25 protein-coding genes are annotated in these 20,245 nt (G+C 48.0%); 5 read left to right on the forward strand and 20 right to left on the reverse strand.

What is annotated here, in order from left to right; translation table 11 throughout:
- Positions 1–50: 50 nt before the first annotated feature.
- From H8J70_RS00495 to H8J70_RS00530, 8 genes are all read right to left on the reverse strand, one after another.
- Positions 51–317 carry an Nmad4 family putative nucleotide modification protein gene (locus H8J70_RS00495; protein ID WP_186501802.1) on the reverse strand — a complete coding sequence of 89 codons (267 nt, stop codon included), beginning with the start codon at positions 315–317 and terminating at the stop codon, positions 51–53.
- 164 nt (positions 318–481) lie between these two features.
- Complete coding sequence (locus tag H8J70_RS00500) at positions 482–811, reverse strand: hypothetical protein (protein WP_186501803.1); 330 nt, start codon at positions 809–811, stop codon at positions 482–484.
- A gap of 162 nt (positions 812–973) precedes the next feature.
- The gene (locus H8J70_RS00505; protein ID WP_186501804.1) at positions 974–1,168 is read right to left on the reverse strand and encodes a hypothetical protein; all 195 of its coding nucleotides are present in this window, start codon (positions 1,166–1,168) and stop codon (positions 974–976) included.
- An 82-nt stretch (positions 1,169–1,250) separates the two neighbouring features.
- Positions 1,251–1,862, reverse strand: coding sequence for a DUF4314 domain-containing protein (locus tag H8J70_RS00510; RefSeq protein ID WP_186501805.1), 612 nt, complete (start codon positions 1,860–1,862; stop codon positions 1,251–1,253).
- Between the two features lie 76 nt (positions 1,863–1,938).
- Entirely contained in the window at positions 1,939–2,835 is an 897-nt protein-coding gene (locus H8J70_RS00515; RefSeq protein WP_186501806.1) for an amidoligase family protein, read from the reverse strand.
- 113 nt (positions 2,836–2,948) lie between these two features.
- The gene (locus tag H8J70_RS00520) at positions 2,949–3,773 is read right to left on the reverse strand and encodes a hypothetical protein (RefSeq protein ID WP_186501807.1); all 825 of its coding nucleotides are present in this window, start codon (positions 3,771–3,773) and stop codon (positions 2,949–2,951) included.
- 61 nt (positions 3,774–3,834) lie between these two features.
- On the reverse strand, positions 3,835–5,073 hold the full coding sequence (locus tag H8J70_RS00525; RefSeq protein ID WP_186501808.1) for a site-specific DNA-methyltransferase: 1,239 nt from the start codon (positions 5,071–5,073) through the stop codon (positions 3,835–3,837).
- Positions 5,060–5,248, reverse strand: coding sequence for a hypothetical protein (locus tag H8J70_RS00530; RefSeq protein WP_186501809.1), 189 nt, complete (start codon positions 5,246–5,248; stop codon positions 5,060–5,062). The genes H8J70_RS00525 and H8J70_RS00530 overlap by 14 nt, the downstream gene beginning before the upstream one ends.
- A gap of 331 nt (positions 5,249–5,579) precedes the next feature.
- Here H8J70_RS00530 and H8J70_RS00535 point away from each other — a divergent pair, with 331 nt between their 5' ends.
- Entirely contained in the window at positions 5,580–5,942 is a 363-nt protein-coding gene (locus H8J70_RS00535) for a hypothetical protein (protein ID WP_118022846.1), read from the forward strand.
- Here the strand turns inward: H8J70_RS00535 and H8J70_RS00540 are convergent.
- The 12 genes from H8J70_RS00540 to H8J70_RS00595 form a co-directional block, all read right to left on the reverse strand.
- Positions 5,939–6,298 (reverse strand): HNH endonuclease, encoded by a 360-nt coding sequence (locus H8J70_RS00540; protein ID WP_186501810.1) that lies wholly within the window; start codon positions 6,296–6,298, stop codon positions 5,939–5,941. The genes H8J70_RS00535 and H8J70_RS00540 overlap by 4 nt on opposite strands.
- Positions 6,299–6,329: 31 nt before the next feature.
- A complete protein-coding gene (locus H8J70_RS00545; protein ID WP_186501811.1) occupies positions 6,330–6,605 on the reverse strand; it encodes a hypothetical protein in 276 nt (91 codons plus the stop codon).
- Positions 6,606–6,686: 81 nt separating this feature from the next.
- Positions 6,687–7,136 carry an ArpU family phage packaging/lysis transcriptional regulator gene (locus H8J70_RS00550; protein WP_186501812.1) on the reverse strand — a complete coding sequence of 150 codons (450 nt, stop codon included), beginning with the start codon at positions 7,134–7,136 and terminating at the stop codon, positions 6,687–6,689.
- On the reverse strand, positions 7,133–8,503 hold the full coding sequence (locus tag H8J70_RS00555; RefSeq protein WP_186501813.1) for a DEAD/DEAH box helicase: 1,371 nt from the start codon (positions 8,501–8,503) through the stop codon (positions 7,133–7,135). The genes H8J70_RS00550 and H8J70_RS00555 overlap by 4 nt, the downstream gene beginning before the upstream one ends.
- On the reverse strand, positions 8,500–8,808 hold the full coding sequence (locus H8J70_RS00560; RefSeq protein ID WP_118022851.1) for a VRR-NUC domain-containing protein: 309 nt from the start codon (positions 8,806–8,808) through the stop codon (positions 8,500–8,502). The genes H8J70_RS00555 and H8J70_RS00560 overlap by 4 nt, the downstream gene beginning before the upstream one ends.
- Positions 8,809–8,931: 123 nt before the next feature.
- Positions 8,932–11,175, reverse strand: a complete 2,244-nt coding sequence (locus tag H8J70_RS00565) for a phage/plasmid primase, P4 family (RefSeq protein WP_186501814.1) — start codon at positions 11,173–11,175, stop codon at positions 8,932–8,934.
- Positions 11,172–11,591 (reverse strand): DUF7768 domain-containing protein, encoded by a 420-nt coding sequence (locus H8J70_RS00570; RefSeq protein WP_186501815.1) that lies wholly within the window; start codon positions 11,589–11,591, stop codon positions 11,172–11,174. The genes H8J70_RS00565 and H8J70_RS00570 overlap by 4 nt, the downstream gene beginning before the upstream one ends.
- Positions 11,592–11,661: 70 nt before the next feature.
- Positions 11,662–13,641 (reverse strand): DNA polymerase, encoded by a 1,980-nt coding sequence (locus tag H8J70_RS00575; protein ID WP_246415212.1) that lies wholly within the window; start codon positions 13,639–13,641, stop codon positions 11,662–11,664.
- A 69-nt stretch (positions 13,642–13,710) separates the two neighbouring features.
- On the reverse strand, positions 13,711–13,899 hold the full coding sequence (locus tag H8J70_RS00580) for a hypothetical protein (protein ID WP_118022855.1): 189 nt from the start codon (positions 13,897–13,899) through the stop codon (positions 13,711–13,713).
- A gap of 15 nt (positions 13,900–13,914) precedes the next feature.
- A complete protein-coding gene (locus H8J70_RS00585) occupies positions 13,915–14,481 on the reverse strand; it encodes a DUF2815 family protein (RefSeq protein WP_118022856.1) in 567 nt (188 codons plus the stop codon).
- Positions 14,482–14,494: 13 nt separating this feature from the next.
- Positions 14,495–15,604 (reverse strand): DUF2800 domain-containing protein, encoded by a 1,110-nt coding sequence (locus H8J70_RS00590; protein ID WP_343068677.1) that lies wholly within the window; start codon positions 15,602–15,604, stop codon positions 14,495–14,497.
- A 7-nt stretch (positions 15,605–15,611) separates the two neighbouring features.
- A complete protein-coding gene (locus tag H8J70_RS00595) occupies positions 15,612–15,932 on the reverse strand; it encodes an rRNA biogenesis protein rrp5 (RefSeq protein ID WP_186501818.1) in 321 nt (106 codons plus the stop codon).
- Between the two features lie 415 nt (positions 15,933–16,347).
- Here H8J70_RS00595 and H8J70_RS00600 point away from each other — a divergent pair, with 415 nt between their 5' ends.
- From H8J70_RS00600 to H8J70_RS00615, 4 genes are read left to right on the forward strand one after another with little or no spacing between them, the layout of a single operon-like run.
- Positions 16,348–16,563 carry an SHOCT domain-containing protein gene (locus H8J70_RS00600; protein ID WP_186501819.1) on the forward strand — a complete coding sequence of 72 codons (216 nt, stop codon included), beginning with the start codon at positions 16,348–16,350 and terminating at the stop codon, positions 16,561–16,563.
- Between the two features lie 39 nt (positions 16,564–16,602).
- Positions 16,603–18,162, forward strand: a complete 1,560-nt coding sequence (locus H8J70_RS00605; RefSeq protein WP_186501820.1) for a recombinase family protein — start codon at positions 16,603–16,605, stop codon at positions 18,160–18,162.
- Positions 18,163–18,166: 4 nt separating this feature from the next.
- Positions 18,167–18,583, forward strand: a complete 417-nt coding sequence (locus tag H8J70_RS00610; RefSeq protein WP_118022862.1) for an integrase — start codon at positions 18,167–18,169, stop codon at positions 18,581–18,583.
- Entirely contained in the window at positions 18,583–20,151 is a 1,569-nt protein-coding gene (locus H8J70_RS00615) for a recombinase family protein (protein WP_186501821.1), read from the forward strand. Before H8J70_RS00610 ends, H8J70_RS00615 begins: the two co-directional genes overlap by 1 nt.
- The last annotated feature ends 94 nt before the right edge of the window (positions 20,152–20,245 follow it).

The raw sequence follows: 20,245 nt of genomic DNA on the forward strand, positions 1-20,245 counted from the left end.
TATCAAAAAAGGAACCGACACGCGGTTCCCTGTTGTTGTCGTATTCAGTTTCAGTGTTTCATGGCCCACTCGATGGCATGGCCATCGTCTTCAAAAAGTTTGTCGCTGACTGCCATCAGTCTGATTTTCCCTTCGCAGGTATGGTCCTTAGTCGTGAATGTGTAGGCTGCTCCGTACCAGTAATCCTTCCCCTTGCTGAAGTAATGGCCGGCTAGGAGAACCTGGTCGCCAAAATTCAGGATATGGATCCCGTTCATTTCGAGCTGTTCCGGTGTTGTCGTTTGTGGAAGTCTGTAGGGGTTTGTTGTGGTTTTCATGCTATGTTCCTCGCTTTCATGTGCCTTTTGTCTTTGGGGCTTGTCCCCTTCGTCGTGTATATATATCACTCTAAACGCACATAATAGCAAGTCATTTTTCGAAGATTTATGCATTTTATTTTCTGACAAGGAAAGGGCCTTACGGCCCCGTGTTCAGGCTTTCCTTATTTTATGTTCTTCAGGACATCGACCAGCCATTCGGCTCTGACATGGTATTCGCCCGTTGCCTTTTCAAGAATCCGGCTGTTTTCTTCGATGTAGTGCAAGCCTTTTCCGACTTTGATGAACCGGGCGTCTTCATAGCCTTTTACATCCGTCCGGTAAACCCGCGCCGTGCGGCTTTCGCCATCATAGCTTTTGCCGTCCCAGCCGTTGAAGGTGAAGGTCACCTTTTCCTTCGTGGCCTCGAAATGGGCTTCAAAATCGGCGCGTGTGATGGCTGTCTGGTATTCCCGGAGAGTAAAATGGTTGCGGAGCGTGTAGATGTTTGTCATGGTGAATTCCTCGCTTTCATGTGCTTTGTGTTCTTTGGGGCTGTCCCCTTCGTCGTGTATATATATCACTCTAAACGCACATAATAGCAAGCTATTTTTCGGACATTTATGCATTTTTTTCTACAAGAAAAAGAAGGCCTTGTGGCCTCCTTTCCCAACGGCTCAGTACAGTTCTTCGAGGGCTTCGTATTCCCGTTCCAGCCGGCTGAGCTCCTGGCGGATGCATTGGAACCGGAAGCGGTTCCTGCAGGCCCGCTGTTCTTTCTTCAGCTTCTGGATTTCGGCTCTGCGTCCTTGTAAAATGTACAATCCTGCACCTTTCAGCATTTCGTGGTAGTCTTTTTCGAATCTTGTCATCGTAACTTCCTCGCTTTCTGTTCCTTTTGTTGTGTATATATATCACTCTGAATGGACATAATAGCAAGTCATTTTTTGATGATTATTCGACAAGTTCCCATTCGTCCTCGCCCGGCACAAGACCGAGGCTGCCGCCCGTGTCCCACTGCACATGGATGGTGCCGGCGTCATCGACGTACTGGACAGTGCCTTCCGTCCCCGCAGGCGGTGCCTGCATATCGTCCATGGAAATCAGCCTCACCCGTGCGCCTTTCGTCCTCGCCCTGCTTTCCGTCAGCCCTTTCCGCAGGACGGAGAGGTCGAAGCCGAACTTGCGGTAGTCGCATTCCATGTTACGGTAGTACCAGTCGATTGGCTCACCGAACTTCCGTTCCTCATGCATGATGTACACGAGGCTGCGGATGGCCCCTTTGTCCGTTTCAACGGGAATAGTTTTCTTGTAGTAGAACTTTGGGAATCCCTCATACATATCGAGCCGCTTTTCGTCAGCCCGCGAGATGCGCCAGATAACCACCGGCACGAAGGCATCATCCTTCTTCTCGATAGTGGCGTAGCAGCCGGTCAGCGAGCCTTTGAAAAAAAGCTCATACCCATCTACCCGTCCAGTCCCTATCAGGGCGGCGTCAGGGCAGCGCCGCGCCATCTGGTCCTCGCTCATGTTGCTGCCATAGGCAATGTAGAATTTTTCGTTCATCACAATCATCCTTTCCGAAGGGTAGGCCCTTCTACCGCCCCAAGGGCAGCCGAAGCTGCCCGTGAGGCTATTCCCTTCAAGCGGCGGCATTGCGCCATGCGGAGTTGCCCGTAAGGTGTTTGAGGAAGTGGAGCCGGCAGGTCTTGAATTCGTCACCGATGAGTCCCAGCCGGAGCATCCAGCACCGGAAGGCGTATTTTTCGTTGTCTGTTTCTGTCTTCCGTGCCGAGGCTTTCTTCTGCGTCAGGGCCTGATGGGCAACCGCCAGGCAGAACTGGATGTAGGCCTTGATTTCGCCGGCGTGTAAAGTGCCGTTGAAAAGGCGGAACTCGACAGTTCCCTTGGTAAAAGTGGCGTGGAGGTTCAGCCCGTGGTAGCGGGTGCTGTTGTAGTGATGATTCCGTCCGTAGGGATCTTCCTGATACCAGAGGTCGGCGATGCCGCTAAGCGTATCCGGCTTTTTCCGGTTGAGGTCCTTCAGGAAAATGGTGTTCGTCTTCCGGCAGTACCGATGTTCCCGTGAAGGGTTAATCTGGAGAGCGCGGTAAATCATGTCTTCCTTGCTAGCCATGATGTTCACGAGGTTCCGCAGCGTCCTTGCCGTGAAGCGTTCCGCCCCGACGTGGATGTGGATGCCGCAGGACTTGTTGGCGAAGGCCCCGGCTTTGCGGAGTGTCCGCACCAGTTCCTGCAGTTTGGGAATGTATTCATAGGAAAGGATGGGGCTGACTACCTCGGTGCGGTAGTTCGTGGATGCATCCATGATTTCGCCATTCACTTTTTTCTGCGGAATCAGGCTGGAGTCGTTCATAGCTTTCCATTTCCGTCCCCGGTCATCCTTGGCGGTGTAAGTATCGTAGGCTCCGCCTTCATGGCGGCTTTCTGTTCCGAAGAAGCGGGCCATGAGGCTGGCCGCCCGGTTTCTCGTAATCCCTGTCATTTCCATTTCGATTCCAAAGTGCAGTGTTTTCATAATTCTCTCTGTCCTTTCTATGTGTGCGTGTGTTCTTTCAGTACACTATATATCACTCTAAAGGCACACAATAGCAAGCCATTTTGAGAATAATTATGAATTAAATTGAGGATTTATGGGTTTTGATTCCGGCGTTCTTTCTGCCGTTCCGCATGCTTTCTGGCTTCTTCTTCCGAGCGGAAGGCGCTGAAGCCGCTGAGTCCCTTGAGGAGAGCCATGCGTGATTCGTGGCTGGCTTTCGTCCCCATCCCGATGCGCAGGAGCCACATCCGCAGATAGTACTTCTCGTTCTCCGGTTTCCGTGCGGCGGGATTGATCCGTTTCGCCTTCCTTGCTGCGGAAACCATGAAGGCGGCCAGTTCCACGAGGGCGCGGTTCTTGACTGCGTTCCCGGTCGGGGAAAAATAGAACGTTACCATGTCTGGCGTGATGGTAAAGCCATGCCCGTCCTTTTCATAATTCTGATAAATGGCGAAGAAGGAAGTCTGGTCCGTTATCGGTTCCTGTTGCAGATTCCCAATCAGACCGTCCGGCACACAGATATTGTCGTGTTCCGCAGCCCGGTTCAGCAGGTACTGCTGGGCATGGAGCATGAACACCAGATTGCGCATCTGCGTTCCGTCCATCCCGTCCGCCGGGATGCTGACTTTCATCACATCCGGTTCATCCTGTGATGCTGCCACTGAAATGGATTCTGATTCCGGTTCTTGCGCTGTTTCCGGTATCGGCAGAAGGCTTTCGTTCTGCAGGAAAGTCGTGATGGCTGCTTCTGTCTTTTCATCATCACATTCAATATCCCCGCTGCGCAGGATGCGGAAACCATGCCCTTCAAAGGCAAAAGTCGGTGTTCCCGCGTAGTGAAGCTTTTCGTTATGGTTGAATGGAATCAGCCGTCTGGCCAGTTCCTTTCGGTCGTTCAGATTGGTATGGATTGTCATGGTCTATGTACCTCCTTGTTTTGCTAGTACATATATCACTCTGAACGCCGATAATAGCAAGTCATTTCTGCACTTTATCATAGGGAATTTTCTCATTTCCACGTACCACAAATACGCCATCACTTCCTGCCTGTTCGATGTACCGTTTCACAATGACATCGACAAATTTTTCGTCCAGCTCGATGCCGTAGCAGATACGGTCTGTCTGCTGGCAGGCCATGAGGGTGGAGCCGGATCCGAGGAACGGGTCGAGGACAATGCAGTGGCTCATGGATGAGTTCTGTATGGGATAGGCCATCAGAGCCACCGGCTTCATGGTCGGGTGTTCCTTGCTGGCTTTCGGACGGTCATATTCCCAGATAGTCGTCTGCTTACGGTCAGAATACCACTGATGCTTCCCGTTCAGTTTCCATCCGAACAGGCATGGCTCGTGCTGCCACTGGTACGGGCTGCGGCCCAGGACCAGGGCGTTCTTCTTCCAGATGCAGCACCCGGACAGGTAAAACCCTGCATCTTTGAAAGCCTTGCGGAAGTTCAGCCCCTGTGTATCGGCATGGAATACATAGATGGAGGCATCCGATTCCATGTTCTGTTCCATGTTTACAAAAGCGCTGAACAGGAACTGGTAGAACTTATCATCCGGCATATTGTCGTTCTTAATTTTCCCAGCCGTTTCTTCCACATTGACGTTGTACGGCGGGTCCGTCAGTACCAGGTTTGCCTTCTTTCCGTCCATCAGCCTTGCATAGGTTTCCGGCAGCGTAGCGTCCCCGCAGATAACGCGGTGGTCACCAAGGAGCCAGATATCGCCGCTTCTGGAAAGGGCCGGCTTCTCCAGCTCCCCATCCACATCAAAGTCATCTTCCCTGACTTTCTTATTGTGGACTTTGGAAAAGAGCTGCTCCACTTCCGGGGCCTCGAAACCCGTCAAATCCACATTGAAATCGACACTCTTCAAATCCACGATAAGGTCAGCCAGGAGCTGTTCGTTCCAGGCCCCGGTGATTTTATTGAGCGCGATGTTAAGAGCCTTGACCTTGTGTTCGTCCTCGATATGGACAACCACGCACTGGACCTCTTCATAGCCCAGGTCCTTCAGCACATTGAGCCGCTGGTGGCCGCCGATGACTGTCATGTCGTAGTTGACGATGATGGGTTCCACGTAGCCGAATTCTTTGATGGAGTTCTTGATTTTTTCGTATTCCTTGTCGCCGGGCTTAAGCTGCTTCCTGGGATTGTAGGCCGCAGGTTTCAGCTGCCCGATGGGCAGGGTTTTCCATTCCATATCAGATGTCTTCATGTACCGTTTCCTTTCCGAATGCCGCGGCAACGGCAGCGCCGTATCCGTTCAGGTGATGCCAGCGGCAGTAATTCCGTACGCTGTCCCGTGACAGCTTCGTTTCCCGGGCGATGGCCTTGTAGCCCATCCCCTTTTTTCGCATCGTTTCTATCTGTCGACGCTGATAGTCATCCATAAAGCCGGTTCCTTTCTAACAACAAAAAAACTCCAGGCGTTCATCGCTTGGAGCTGTCCAAAATTCCATTTAAAAATCTGCCGGTATCCCCCCTATGGAATTTCGCGTTTTTTCACGTTTGAGGGGGCGGCGGTCATGGACGGAAGGGCTGCAGAGATTTGCATACCCCTCGGGCTTTCCTTTATCAAAACATTCATGTTATTATAAGATAAAATAATATACATTGAATATAAATTACTATTTGAAGAGTGGCGCATTAAATATATTGTTTGTTATCTATGCTACTAGTATTTATTGCAAAATTTTGTCATATATAGGAGGCGAACTAAAAATGAAAAAGATTTTTTTATCATTGATATTTATCTTCTGTTTAGCATCACCGTGCTTTGCTTCAAACTGGCTTTATTTAGGTAAAACATCAGATAATTCCCAATATTATATTGATAAGGATAGTATAAAAACTCTATCCGATTTCGGGGTTTTATGGTCAAAAGTCTTACATGCTAATGGAAACTATGATGTTAACTATTTGTTATTAAACCGAAATCATAAAACTTTTGCAATTCGAATCTATTCAATTTATGACAAAAACGGTAAATTGATAAAAACTAGAAATGTTACTAATTATCCTTGGATTCCTATTCCCAAAAATTCGATGATTGAAAGTGTATATAAATTTATTTGGTGGCATTAATATTTGTATTTCCAATATCTATCTTCGGTCATCGTCTTGTGGTCATGGCAACTCTTGCACAAAGGCTGCCAGTTCTTCTCATCCCAGAACAAATCCGGGTCGCCGCGATGTGGCTGGATATGATCCACGACGGTTGCCGGGACGAGCCGTCCTTTCTCTTTGCATCGGACACACCAGGGGTGACGCTTCAGGAAGAACTTCCTGGCTTTCTGCCACTCTCTCCCGTAGCCACGCAGCATCGCGCTCTTCCGTTCGCCCCGGCACTGCCGTTCATGTTCATCACAATACTTCCTTCCATATGGCACCAGTCTCGGGCATCCCGGATACTTGCACGGTGTCTGTGGTCTTCTTGGCATAGGATATCCTTCCTTCCTCTGCACAAACCTGTTATACTAAAATCAGAAGAACGGTCTGACTTGCTAGTGAAAGGAGTACTCCCACGGCAAATCCCGCGTTTTTCAGGCAAAGGATATGTTGACGGCGGGAGTGCCGAGGGCTGCTGCAGAAGATTCTGGTTCCTGAGATACCAGCATAGCCTTTGCCGCCAAGAGAGAACCTGTCTATGGCCAGAATGCCGCCGCTGTTTTCAGCAGCTTGCGCTGGAGTTACTGATAGGTTCTTTCTTTTATTTTCCTGCATCAAAAAAGGACCGATGGCGTTCAAGCCTCGGTCCTTCATTCTTTTTTTGCTGATTATAGTATATCTTACAGAAGCCAGTGACATCAAGTGCTGCTTTAGTGACATTCAGTGACATTCGCCAGAAATTTCAATGCGTTTCAGAGCCTCGTCATGCAGGCGGTACACCTGGCGAATGTGGAGCCCGATAGCATCGGCGATGGACGCCCAGTCCTTGAAGGCCAGATAGCGGAGTTCCAGGACAACCCGTTCCCGGTCGTCCGGCACCCGGCTGATAGCCTTCATAATGTCTGCCTTGAGTTCCACCAGACGGTCGATGTCCTCATCCACTTCCTGTTCCATGTCCATCATGCGTGTGATGGTTTCTTCCAGCCGGTGCGGGTTCGGCGTCCCGCTCGGCGGCACCGGGCTGAGTGTCGATGACGCCTTGATAGCCAGCTGCCGCAAGGCGGATACCTGCTCCAGCTTGCTGTCTATCTGGATATTGATATTTCGTGCCTGTTCCAGATACGCTTTTGCTTCCATACGCTTCTCTTCTCCTTCTGTTTCCCGCTTCATAGTATACCCCCGTTTCCTGGTTCCGTCATCCCCAGGTCAGCTTTCACCGCGTCAATCAGTGCGGCCTGGGTTCCGTCTTTGTGTTCCAATACTTTCAGGATACGCTCATCAATCGTGTCCTTGGCTACGATGTGCTGTATGATGACCGTCTTGTCCGCCTGCCCCTGCCGCCAGAGCCGGGCATTGGTCTGCTGGTATAGTTCCAGGCTCCAGGTCAGGCCGAACCAGATCAGGATGGAACCGCCCTGCTGAAGATTCAGCCCATGTCCGGCAGAGGCCGGATGGATGAGAGCCACGGGAATCTTTCCTGCATTCCAGTCGGCGAAGTCCTGCGGCTCCTTCAGTTCCCGGGCTTCCATCCGCTGCTGGATGCGTTCCTTATCGTGCTTGAACCAGTACACCACCAGGACTGGCTGCCCGTTAGCGCTTTCCACCAGATCTTCCAGGGCATCCAGCTTCCGGTCATGGATATTCACGACATTCTTGTCATCTGTGTAAATGGCGCCATTCGCCATCTGCGAAAGTTTCATAGTAAGCGACGCGGCATTGGCGACTGTGACTTCGCCGCCTGGAAGCTCCAATACCAGGGACTGCTTCAGTTCGTCGTAACGTTTCTTTTCCATTTCGTTCAGCTTGACCTCTTTCGCTACGCTCACCAGCTCCGGCATCTTCAGATAATCGTTCGCTTTCATGGACACGGTGATATCTGAAATCTGATGATAAATGACTTCTTCCGCTCCCAGCAGAGGTTTGTAGGAAAATACCACCATGCCGTTGCGCTTGTCTGGTTTGAAATACAGGTTCCGGTACTGGCTGATATACTGCCCGAGCCTTTTCCCCATGTCCAGCAGCCGGAACTCGGCCCAGAGATCCATCAGCCCGTTGCCGCTGGGCGTACCTGTAAGGCCGACGATGCGCTTCACTTTAGGGCGCATAGCTTTCATGGCCTTGAACCGTTTGGACTGGGCGTTTTTGAAACTCGACAGCTCGTCCAGGACGACCATATCGAAATCCAGGCGGCTGTTCTGATACAGCCAGGCCAGGTTCTCCCGGTTCACGATATAGATATCCGCTTCCTGCTGCAAGGCCCGCCGCCGTTCTGCCACGGTTCCCACAACCACACTGCAGGTAAGTTCTTTCAGATGGTCCCATTTTCGGATTTCTTCCGGCCAGGTATCTCTCGCCACCCGAAGTGGCGCCACGACCAGTACATGTTTGATTTCGAAGGAATCATACATCAAATCGCGGATGGCTGTCAGCGTCGTTACCGTCTTGCCAAGGCCCATGTCCAGGAACAGGGCCGTAACTGGATGGGACTTGATGTATTCAATGGCGTATTTCTGATAATCATGCGGCAGAAACTTCATCTGGCACCGCCTCCTTTCCTTTCCTTCATGTGTGCCAATCCATCCAGCATCCCAGGAATATTCTCTGGATTGTCCAGGACGAAAACCGGGAACCCCATTTTACGAAGCATGGCATGGCGGCTATTTTGCAGAGGCCTTGGCTTCCGCCCCGGTGCTTTCACTTCTACAAAAGCCATTATTCCATCCGGCAAAAGTACTAACCGGTCAGGCATGCCGCTGTATGACGGCGAAATAAACTTCAATGCCATGCCCCCACGTTTCCTGGTTTCCATCACTAATTTGATTTCTGTTGTGCGTTCCCGCATGAATTTCTCCTTTCTGTGACGGACGGTGACGCCCCAAACCTAAACTTTTCTATATGTGTTTTTTCTCTAAAAAACAGCCTTAAAAGGGGTTTTATATTTGGGTGTCACCGTCCGTCACACCACTCATTCCAAAAAGTCCGAAATCTTAAGCCTGATGCCGATTATGAACCGTCCGTCCCGCTTTTTCACCCGTTCAAATCCTCTCTGCTCCAAAGTTCTGGTAAACTCTGTGGAATTACGGACAAAGTCGCCCGTCCGAATACAGAAACTCCGGTAAGATTCATATAATTTCCCAGATTGTTCGTGCGCGCCAGGATCTATCTCGCAACATTCTTCCAGGAAATGCGTCATCCAGTCATTATCTGCCCTGTATTTTTGAATGGCCTCCTTCACGCACATCAGTTGATGGAAATGGAACTGGCAGTCGATGGCCTTCTTGGCCCCTTCCATCACCCACTTCAACACGTAGGGTGCCGCATGGTCTAAGAGGTATTTTGAATAATTCTTGATATCCATCTTCCGCGTAATGGTTGCCGTAAAAGGAATGACGATAAGCCGTCTCCAGATGCCGGTGTCCATGGCACCGACGCGTGGCAAATGATTCGTATACAAGACGAGCGTATGGGAAGGCATAAAACTGGACGGGTCTTTATACTTCTTTTCTGCTGAAATTCGGTCTGTGGAGCAAAGCTGTTTTACCACTGAAGTTGAAAGGCGCATGCCTTCTTCCAATTCTGCGGCAATAAGGAGTCTCTTCCCCTTAGCTTCAGCCAGTTCAGGCTTTACGTTCCGCTTGCAGTTGGCCGTTAAAGCATCCGCAGAAATAGTACCGCTATAGCTCCCCAAAACACTGGCAATCGTATTCCAGAACGTAGATTTTCCGTTGGAACCTTCCCCATATGAAATAATCAAGGCTTCCAGCTCCACCTGTCCGATAACCGCCAAGCCCGCAATTCGTTGCACGTAATCAATCAATTCTACGTTTCCCTGGAATGTCCGCCCGACTGAATCCAACCAGAGTGCTTTTCCATCATCACCTGGAGAAACCGATGTAATCTTGGTAATGAAATCCATACTGTTATGTAACTGCCGCGATGATGCCCCTTGCTTCAAGTCATAGGTACCGTCTGGGCAATTCAGCAAGAACGGGTTCTGATCCAGATCATCATAGCTGATTTCAAGCATAGGCTTTGCCGCCTGGAGCGCTGAAACCACATATTTCATATCTCGCCGTTTCATAACAAATTTCTTATAAGCGAGGGCAGACAGATAGGCATGATAGGCCTCGACCTGTTTTTCGCTTATCTGTTTTTCAAGTGACTTTCCTCCGCTGCGGATTTCTTCTTCTGATATTCCACTTTCTTTAAGCGTGTTTATGGTATTAACTAAGGTATCCAGAGCGTCCGCCAATTGCAGGTCAAGAAATTCTTCCATTGCACCCACAGCCCGCTGCTTCGATTCCACCCAGTGCGTTCCGTCATAGCGCAAATAGTCCGTGGCAGCAGTATATTTCAGCTCACTGCCATACTCCCGTACCAACATCTTCGCCTGCCCGATATCCGAATAGTCTCCTGGCTTCAGTGACTTTCCCGTGCCAAAATCATTGTTGTACTGTTCAGGGCTGATATAGCCTTCCTGCTTAGCCACCTTTTCCCCGAACCGGACGGCGCTTTGCCAGATTTTATTGAGTTCGGCATCTTCCAAAGGCGGATCACATTTTTCGGCTTCCTCAAGGAATATGGAATATGCCCGTTCTGTTGCCCCATACCGTTTGATGACACGCCCTGCAAACCGACTCATTGTATTGTTGCGCTGCCCCTGTGGGATAGAATCATTGCTCTTCGTGTCGCAAAATAAATCAGCAATGGTTCTAGCCCCATCCTGCCAAAGGACTGATTCTGCCTGGCTTCCGTAAAGGAACCTGGCAGAATCTAGTGCAGCTCCATCAAAAAACGGAAACTGCTTTTGTACGGCTCGTTTGAGTGCTGTATAAGCATCTCCGTCTGTCATTTTGGGAATCATGAAATACGCATGAAAACGTGGCCTAGCACTTTTTCCATCTTTCTCCTTCATGTTATTGCGAGATGGGACAATAGCCACAGCCACATCGGGTAACAGGGTAATAAGTTTTTTTCCGGTCACCCATTCGGTAGGATTGTCCGTATCTCCATTGTCACAATCCATGACCGCCACATCAGATACCAGAAAGTTATCCCGGTTCCGGTAGTTGTCCTTATACACCGCACATACGTGGTCAAAGGCGGCTGCAGTTTTTAATTCCTCGCCGTTCGAAATAACTGCCTTGTTTGGATATACAGCATTGTGTTCGTTGCCAGTGCAGTCAGCAGTGTAAATCGTAAAAATCATCTTTCTACCTCCTCGAGGTCATTAGTAAAAAATCTCAGCCTGTAATTTTTCCACCGGGCTCTCCTGATTTCCGCATCCATGCCAGGAGAAATGATATCGCCGAACACCCACACTTCCCGGCATAGGCTCATCAGCACATTGCCAAAATGCATACCCATCTCTCTTTCAATCGGGTTATGGTCATCCAGGAATTGCGTAAATAACAGATGCGGTGCGATGGGGATACGGCCCTGTTCGAAAGCAAATCTGGAATATCGGCGAGCATTTTCAGTGTTTTTCAAGGTATCTCCTGAATAAGGAGAACACACATAAACCAGAGGTCGATATGCTTTCATTGCCTTTTTCTCTGCTTCAATAGTGGACAATGCTTGCTGTGGCGTAGGATCTAAGTAGTGCTCATCATTGAATTTATTCATCTCAAATTCCCCTTCCTAAAAGCTCTTTCTACTTTCCTATGGAGAAGGAAATCCATTTTGAGCAAAAATATTAATCTTTTTGATAAAATTCACATTCATATCCATCGGCTCGCAGAATAAGTCCTTCAGCCCACGGCGGCGTCCGCCCCATCTGCTCACAGATGGCGTCAACGCTGACATCCCTGTCGCATTCGATGATAAGTTCATCGTGGACATGGCCGACAATATCACTGCATCGAACAGTTTGCATGGCATAGCAGAGGATGTCACGGCTGATGCCCTGGACGATGTTTTCCACGAATTTCGGGCCGTAACTTTCCAGCCGCTCCCACTTCTTCATTGCGCCGATGCCTTCATAGGTGACGGATTCCCCGCCGAAGCGGTTCTCGCCTATTCTGGGTTTCACATAAGAAAGCCGCCGTCCGCTGGGAAGCTGGATGAACAGCATGCCGCTCTGGTACAGGAAGCGGATGCAGCCGACCCGCATGGGGATATGTTCCTTGATGGCCGTCTTCACGGCGGCATCTACCTGCCACCAGAAATCGACGATATGCAGATTAGCCGACCGCCAGGACTGCACCAGAGGATATAGCTCATTTTCTGTAAGGCCCATGTCCAGGGCTCCCATGGCCTTCAGCGCACCTACGGAGCCGCCATAACCAAGGGCCAGCTCTGCGATCTTCCCCTTCTGCCGGAGATGGCCATTGACGCCATGTTTTTCCACGGGAACGCCGAACATGGAGCTGGCCGAGGCACAATAGATATCGCCATTTCTGGCAAACACGTCCGAGCGCCAAGCTTCTCCTGCCAGCCACGAAAGCACCCTGGCTTCAATGGCCGAAAAATCCGATACCACAAACTTCATTCCCTTACGTGGCACAAAGGCGGTGCGGATCAGTTGGGAAAGAATATCAGGTATGGAGTCGTACAGAAATTCCAGGGCTTCATAATTTCCCTGGCGCACCAGTCCCCGGGCTTCCGAAAGATCCGGCAGATGATTCTGGGGAAGATTTTGTAATTGAATGTGCCGTCCAGCAAACCGCCCGGTCCGGTTGGCCCCATAGAACTGGAACATACCCCTGGCCCGGCTGTCATTACAGGCCGTCAGTTCCATAGCCTGGTATTTCTTGATCGAAGACTTTGCCAGCTTCTGCCGGAGAAGCAGTACACTGCGCAGCGGTTCTTCTGCCGTCTTCAGCAGTTCCTGTACCTGCTTCTTGCCCAAAGAATCAGTCTTCATCCCGTGCTGTTCCAGCCAGGCAATCATCTGTATGACGGAGTTCGGATTTTCTAAGCCCGTCTTTTTCTTTAACTCGTCCATCAATGATTCCCGGCACCGGGCATCCATGGCCACGGCCTGGCCGACCAACGTCCGGTCAATGGCGATGCCCCGGTCGTTGATTTCCTGATCGAGATGATATTCATCCCATACCTGCTGCGGTACGAGATACTTCTTCAAGCGCTTCTGGATGGCCATTTCCACTTCCACATCCCGTTTGTTATAGGACTTGAATAAAGTCCATTTGTCTAAGTCATGCTGAGGAAGGTTTCTTGTCCTGCCGCCATTCGATTTGGTTTCCTTGCAGGGAACGCAGAAATATCGGATCAGGTCTTTGCCTTCCTTCATTTTCTGGCTGTCCAGCTTCAGCACGGCCCCTGCGCCTTCCAGGGAAAGCGGCAGACCCATGTAGGCCGACCAAACCATGGAGCATTTCCATCCTGCCGGATTGAGGAACCTGGCACAATCCTGGGAAAGAGGATGATGGTCATGGAACGGATCCAGGCTCATCCCCAAATCACTCAGATATCGCGACAGGCAGATTCGTTCGAAACTGGCATTGAAGGCCCACTTGGTGACTGCTTCATCGGTTAAGGCTTCCAGAATATCTTCAGGGATAGTTTCTCCCTGGGCCAGGTCAACGACCTGTACTTCGTCGCCATCCACGGCATATCCGAAAAGGAGAATTTCAAAGGCCGGCGATTCAGCATATTTGTACACACCGCATTTAGCCAGGTTGACATCGCTGAACGTTTCAATATCTATACTCATGCTTTTCATATGTTTCACCTCAAGAAAAGCGGCGAGACACAAGGTCCCGCCACCACCATTTACCAATACTTATTTCCGAAAAGATTCCATCTGTTTGCGGTGATATTCCGCTTCCCGTTCTTCCCGGTGCCGTGCTATTTCTTCGTCACGTTGATCTTTCTTGAGGTCTGTATAAATTAAGGCCACAAAAAAACCGCTTGCTGCCAGTGCCACCAGGCAATACATCAGCTCTAAAATCATTTGCATCGTAGTTTCCATTGAAATTCTCCTTCCTTATGCCAAGAAATCGTCATCGTCAGCTGTAGCGAAGTCATCTTCAGCACGTGGTTTGCCACCGAGGGGTTCGCCGTCACGGATTTTCTGCAGGTTGTTCAGGCCGCAAGCAATGCCCTTATTGCCATTGCTGTTAAAAGCGTAGAAGCTGATGGAAGCACGGCCATAGACGCCAGAGTAGACTTCAGAGCGTTCCAGAATGTGCTGGCAGTCGGCATCGACAATGCCAGGCTTCGTAGTAGAATTGGCATTGATGAAGAAACTGTCCTTATAGGCATCATCACCCGGACGTTCCAAATCACCGTCACGGAGTGGGATTTTGATAGCTTCGAGGGCAGGAACTACACGATTGTTGCCTTTGAGTTTGCCCTGGCCTTCTTCGTAAGCGGCCTTAATGGCGGCGCGGATTTTTTCTACGGTCTTCGTATCCGACTTAGGGATGATCAGGCTGACACTGTACTTCGGCGTACCTCCATTGATGGACTTTGGTTCCCAAACATTAGCGTAAGACCAACGAGTGTTGACACCAGTAATTACTTTGCACGGGTTTACATAATTTTTAGACATAATTTTTTCCTCCTTAAAATTTAACATTGAAATCATCTGCCGCGGTGTGCATGGCCGGACGCTTATCCGATTCCGGCACCAGGACAGGCTTGCCCTGCGGCTTTTCTACTAAATCTGACAGCAGTTCTTCGAACCGCTTCTTGCCGAGCTGTTTCGTCATCGCCGTGATGCCGAGCAGCTTCTTTTCATATGGATTGAAGCCCGCGTCTTCCACTTTGGCGGCGACTGCATCTTCATTTACGTAGCGGCGGTTCGACCGGCCTTCGACCAGTTTCCATCCATCCCACTGCTTGCCGGATAGGGCCTGCTGTAAAGCGTATTCTTTGACATCTCCGGCCCAGTTCACCAGTTCATCGGCCTTAGAAAGGACGGCTTCGATTTCTTCATCTTGAAGCGTGGACGGGACGGCGAAATCATACTGAGCCAGTTCTAAGTTATATTCAGCCCGCTTGCGGCATGTCGCCTTGATTTTACAGAAGCGGCAGTGGTCGCCAGCCTTATACTCTCCTTCTCCCTTTGCCGCCAGTTCTGCCGCTGGCTTCAATACGGTTTCAGCCCACTGGAGCAATTCTTCTTTGGGCATGGTGTAGGTGCTGATGTTATCACGGCGGGGCTGGAAAATGGTCATCGATATCTGACGAATATCATAGATGCCATCGAACAGGTTCAGCGCGCCGAGGGCGTAGCACATCATCTGCGGATTCTTCTCGGCGCCTACTAGGACCCCAAGTCCATGTTTGTAGTCAATAACGGTCAAGGTATCATCGGCTACGATGAGGCAGTCGCCAGTACCAAAGCCGCCAGGCACCCACTTCGAGAAGTCCAGTCGCTGTTCCACCATGATGAACGGATCCTTGCAGGATGCTTTGGCCGATGCCAGGCATTCCATGACGAACTGCGCGTATTCATCGGTACACTCCGCCATCTCCTCATCAAAGTACGTCAGAGACTTCGTCGGATCTTCCAATTTCTGCCCCAGTGCCGTCTTTACTTTGAATTCACAGAGTGTATGGGCATCGGTGCCCTGGCGAGCGAATTTACTAGTCGTATCTAGCAGCCTGGCACATTCCTTCGCAGACGGCGGGCAAGCCAACCAACGGTAGCAGGATGAAGCGGACAGCACCGCGTGTTTATCCGGCATGACCAATCGCCTCCAATTCTTTCAAGAGGGTGCTGTACTGTGCCGCATCAACACTGGACAGATTGTTGGCGCCGTGTTTCTGAATGAGGCTGCGGACTTCATCCGTAAATCCCTGGCGTGACCTGTCGGCGGCGACTTTGCGGACATCTTCCAGAGTCAGTTGAGGGCCCTGTTTATTTCCGTTCGCCTTGACTTCTTGGCCATTTTCCATTTCCGCTATTTGAGCTACCTTGTCTGCTGCTTGATTGATAGCGTCTGCCGCTATGCGTAGTAATTGTGCAACTTGTCTTGCTGTTTCTTCATTTGTCATGAATTGTCTCTCCTTCCATCGTAGAATGATGCACGGCAAAGAGTAGTAAGTTCCTTGCCATTCTGGCAGATACTTGACTGATAGCACTTAGGACTTGGATTTCTTCAGCCACATTACACACAGCTATGTCGGTATCTGGATAGTTTGTATTCATCACTTATCTCTCCTTTCCAGAGGCCTTATCACACCTCCTACTTTCTTTTGGAGAAGGAATCCGATTTTGAGCAAACTTTTTTATTTTTTGCTCCCCACCCAAATCGCTCTCCTACTTTCTAATGGAGACAAGATTTATAATTGAGCAAAAAAGCCGCAGGTCTTTCCCGCTAAGGAAAGCCTACGGCTTTTTAATTGAAATATATGAATTTTCTTTGCTCAAAGAGTTCTGCTTTCTCCATAAGAAAGTAGAGGTGAGATTATGAACAAGTCAGTTGAAAACACACTTAATTCTTACTACACTGCAGAACGCATTCAGAGCGAATTATTCTTCCATATGGCTCAACGCATCGCCAAGGACATGTTAGAGGATAAGCTCATTGGCCAGAAAGAGTTTTACATCCTCTCCGACATCAATCGTGAAACATTTCCTCCGTTATTTACGGAAATATCGCCAAAAACACTTGAAATATTATGATGACAGAGTGATATATAGGCATGGAAAGGAGATGTCTACTTGAAGAAGGTAACAAAAATTGCAAAATCTCAAAATGTAGAGAACAAAAAGGAGAAAATTAGGGTCGCCGCTTACTGTCGTGTCTCCACCAGTTCAGATGCCCAGCTTGAAAGCCTTGAAGCACAAAAAGTCCATTATGAAAACTATATCAACAGCCGTGACGATTGGCAATTTGCCGGCATCTATTATGATGAAGGCATCACTGGGACAAAGAAAGACAAACGCCCAGAATTATTAAGACTCATGGATGATTGCAAAGCAGGCAAGATCGATTTTATTGTGACTAAATCCATCAGCCGATTCAGCAGGAATACGATGGATTGCCTGGAATTAGTCCGCGATTTACAGGCTCTGCATATTCCCCTTTATTTTGAAAAAGAAAATATCAATACGGGATCTATGAAAAGCGAACTTTTTTTATCACTGCTCTCCACGCTAGCCGAAAACGAATCCGTATCTATTTCAGAAAACAGTAAATGGTCCATACAAAAGCGATTTGAGAATGGCACATTTAAAATATCTTACCCACCTTACGGTTATGTTTGGGACGGTGAGCAAATGGTTATCAATCCAGAACAGGCAACGGTTGTTCAAAAAATCTTCGCGATGCTTTTATCAGGGAAAAGCACCCAAGCTATAGCTGATGATTTAAATCAAAGAAGTGTTGCATCTAAACGAAGTGGCCACTGGACTGCAACAACCATCCGCGACATGATATCTAATGAAAAATACGTTGGTGACTGCCTATTCCAAAAAACATACTCAGATTCAAATTTTGTTCGTCATAATAACCATGGCGAAGCGACACAATATCTGGTTAAAGATCATCACGCAGCTATTATCAGCCGTGAAGACTTCACGACGGCTCAAAGGCTAATTCGTCAACGAGCCATAGAAAAAGGAATTATTCAAGGGAGCGAAAAATATCAGAATCGTTATGCGTTTTCCGGTAAAGTGATTTGTGGCGAATGTGGCAACACTTTTAAACGGCGAATGCACGGTTACACTGGGTATAAATATGTTGCCTGGTGTTGCAGCACACATCTCCGGAACAAAAATAAATGCCACATGCTCTTTATCCGTGATGAAACTTTAAAGCAAGCTTTTATTATCATGATGAATAAGTTGAGATGTTTCCATCAAATCATTTTAACTCCCTATGTACAATCTTTAAAAACAGATCCTGCTAATAATTCAGTAAAAAAAATCCAGAAACTCCATACGCTGTTAGCCCATAACAGTGAAAAGAGAGAAACATTAACAAAACTTCTGTCTCAAGGTATTATTGACTCTATCATTTATAATAAGGAAACAAATGAACTCCTCTTTCAAGCCGATGCCTATCAAAAAAATATTGAGTCCTTAAAGCACACCGTTTCTGACAGTATGGCCATCATAACAGAGGCAATAAATCTTTTACGCTTCGTTGAAAAAGCACCTGCTGTGACAGCATTTGATCCAATGCTCTTTGAAAAATTTGTAGACCACATTCTCATTCGCTCACGTAATGAGATTTGCTTTATATTAAAATGTGGTCTCGCACTTACAGAAAGAAGGTAACGATATGGGACATACTCCTTATGGATATATCATAAAAAATGGCAAAGCCATCATTGACATAAAACAGGCCAATAAAATCAAAAAGCTTTATGAAAATTATCTATCTGGGATGTCACTGGCAAAAGCCGCCGTTGAAGCTGGAATTGAAACATATCATGGTACAGCTAAACGCCTGATGGAAAACAAGCACTACCTGGGAGATAACTTCTACCCTGCCATTATAGACAAAAATACGTTTGATAGAGCTTCGAAAGAATGCCTTCGACGTGCCACTGTGTTGGGAAGATTACATCGCAAAACAGCCGTAAATCCTGCATTGCTACCGACCTCTTTCCGATTGTCCAAGGCGAGTAAACATTATAAAAATCCCAAGTTACAGGCCGAATATCTTTATAGCCTAATTGAAAGTGAGGTAATATAATGGGAACTGTTATGATCATTCCGGCAAAAAAGCGAATGGGAAACACCATAAAAAAGTCGGAACAGAAAAAGTTACGCGTTGCTGCCTACTGCCGCGTTAGTACCGATTCAGACGAACAGGAAACAAGCTATGAAGCACAAGTTTCCCACTATACCGAATACATCCATAATCATCCAGAATGGAGTCTTGCCGGTATCTTTGCCGACGATGGCATTTCAGGTACAAACACCAAAAAGCGTGAAGAGTTTAATCGCATGATAGACGAATGTATGGCTGGAAATATTGATATGGTGATTACAAAATCCATCAGCCGGTTCGCACGTAACACGCTAGATTGTTTAAAATACATACGAAAGCTGAAGGATAAAAATATTCCTGTTTTCTTCGAAAAAGAAGCTATTAATACGATGGATGCCAAAGGTGAAGTACTGATTACCATCATGGCCAGTCTTGCACAACAAGAATCTCAATCACTTTCTCAAAATGTAAAACTCGGCCTTCAGTATCGATATCAACAAGGTAAAGTACAAATCAATCACAATTATTTTCTGGGCTATACAAAAGATAAAAACGGCCATCTTATAATTGATCCAGAACAAGCAGAAGTGGTCAAACGAATCTATCGCGAATACCTGGAAGGGTACAGCATGGCAAAGATTGCCCGTCATTTGGAAAAAGACGGCATTCGTACTGGGGCAGGCAAAACTAGATGGCACAGCAGTACCATTAACAAAATTCTGAGAAATGAAAAATACATGGGAGATGCACTACTGCAAAAAACATATACAACTGATTTTTTGACAAAAACACGCGTCAAGAATAACGGAATTGTTCCCCAATACTATGTCGAGAATGATCACGAAGCCATTATTCCCAAGGAAATCTTTATGCAGGTACAGGCCGAACTAGTTCGTCGCCGCGTTGTTCATGTCAGCCCTTCCGGGAAAAAGCGTAATTTTTCCAGTAACAACTGTTTTTCTCAGATTGTTCGCTGCGGCGAATGCGGAGATCTTTACCGGCGCGTTCATTGGAATAATCATGGCCACAAATCTATCGTTTGGCGTTGTATTACAAGGTTGGAACCTACTGCTGCAGATACAAACTGCACGAATCGAACAGTAAATGAAGAACTACTCAAGGACATCTCACTAAAAGCTATGAATCAGATTTTGCTAGGCAGTGATTCTTTTATTCAACAATTGCAGGAAAATCTTGCAAAAGCCATCACGAAATCCGACACGCTTTCACCAGATGGGATACAGAAACGCCTGGAAGAATTACAGCAAGAGCTTATCACAAAGGCAAACAATCGTCAGGCTTATGATGCCATTGCCGATGAAATTTTCCGCCTACGGGATCAAAAGGAAAAAGCCGAAAATAATCTGCGCAGCCAGAAAGAAGTAGCTGAACGCATTAAAACTTTGCAAGAATTCATAAAAAGACAACCTTCAAACCTTACGGCATTTGATGAACCATTAGTTCATAAGCTTATTGAAAGAATTACGGTGTTTCCAAAGCACTTCACTGTTGAATTTAAATCCGGCATAAGCGTAGACATAAATGAATAAGAGCAGGCACTCACCATAAAAAGGGAGCACCTGCTCTTTTTTTCTAATTCATTTTTCTGGCATCTACCTGGCGCACTCGACATATAAAATCATC

Origin of the sequence: Megasphaera hominis, from assembly GCF_014269395.1 — a bacterium.
In the GTDB taxonomy this organism is placed as follows: Bacteria; Bacillota; Negativicutes; order Veillonellales; family Megasphaeraceae; genus Megasphaera; species Megasphaera hominis.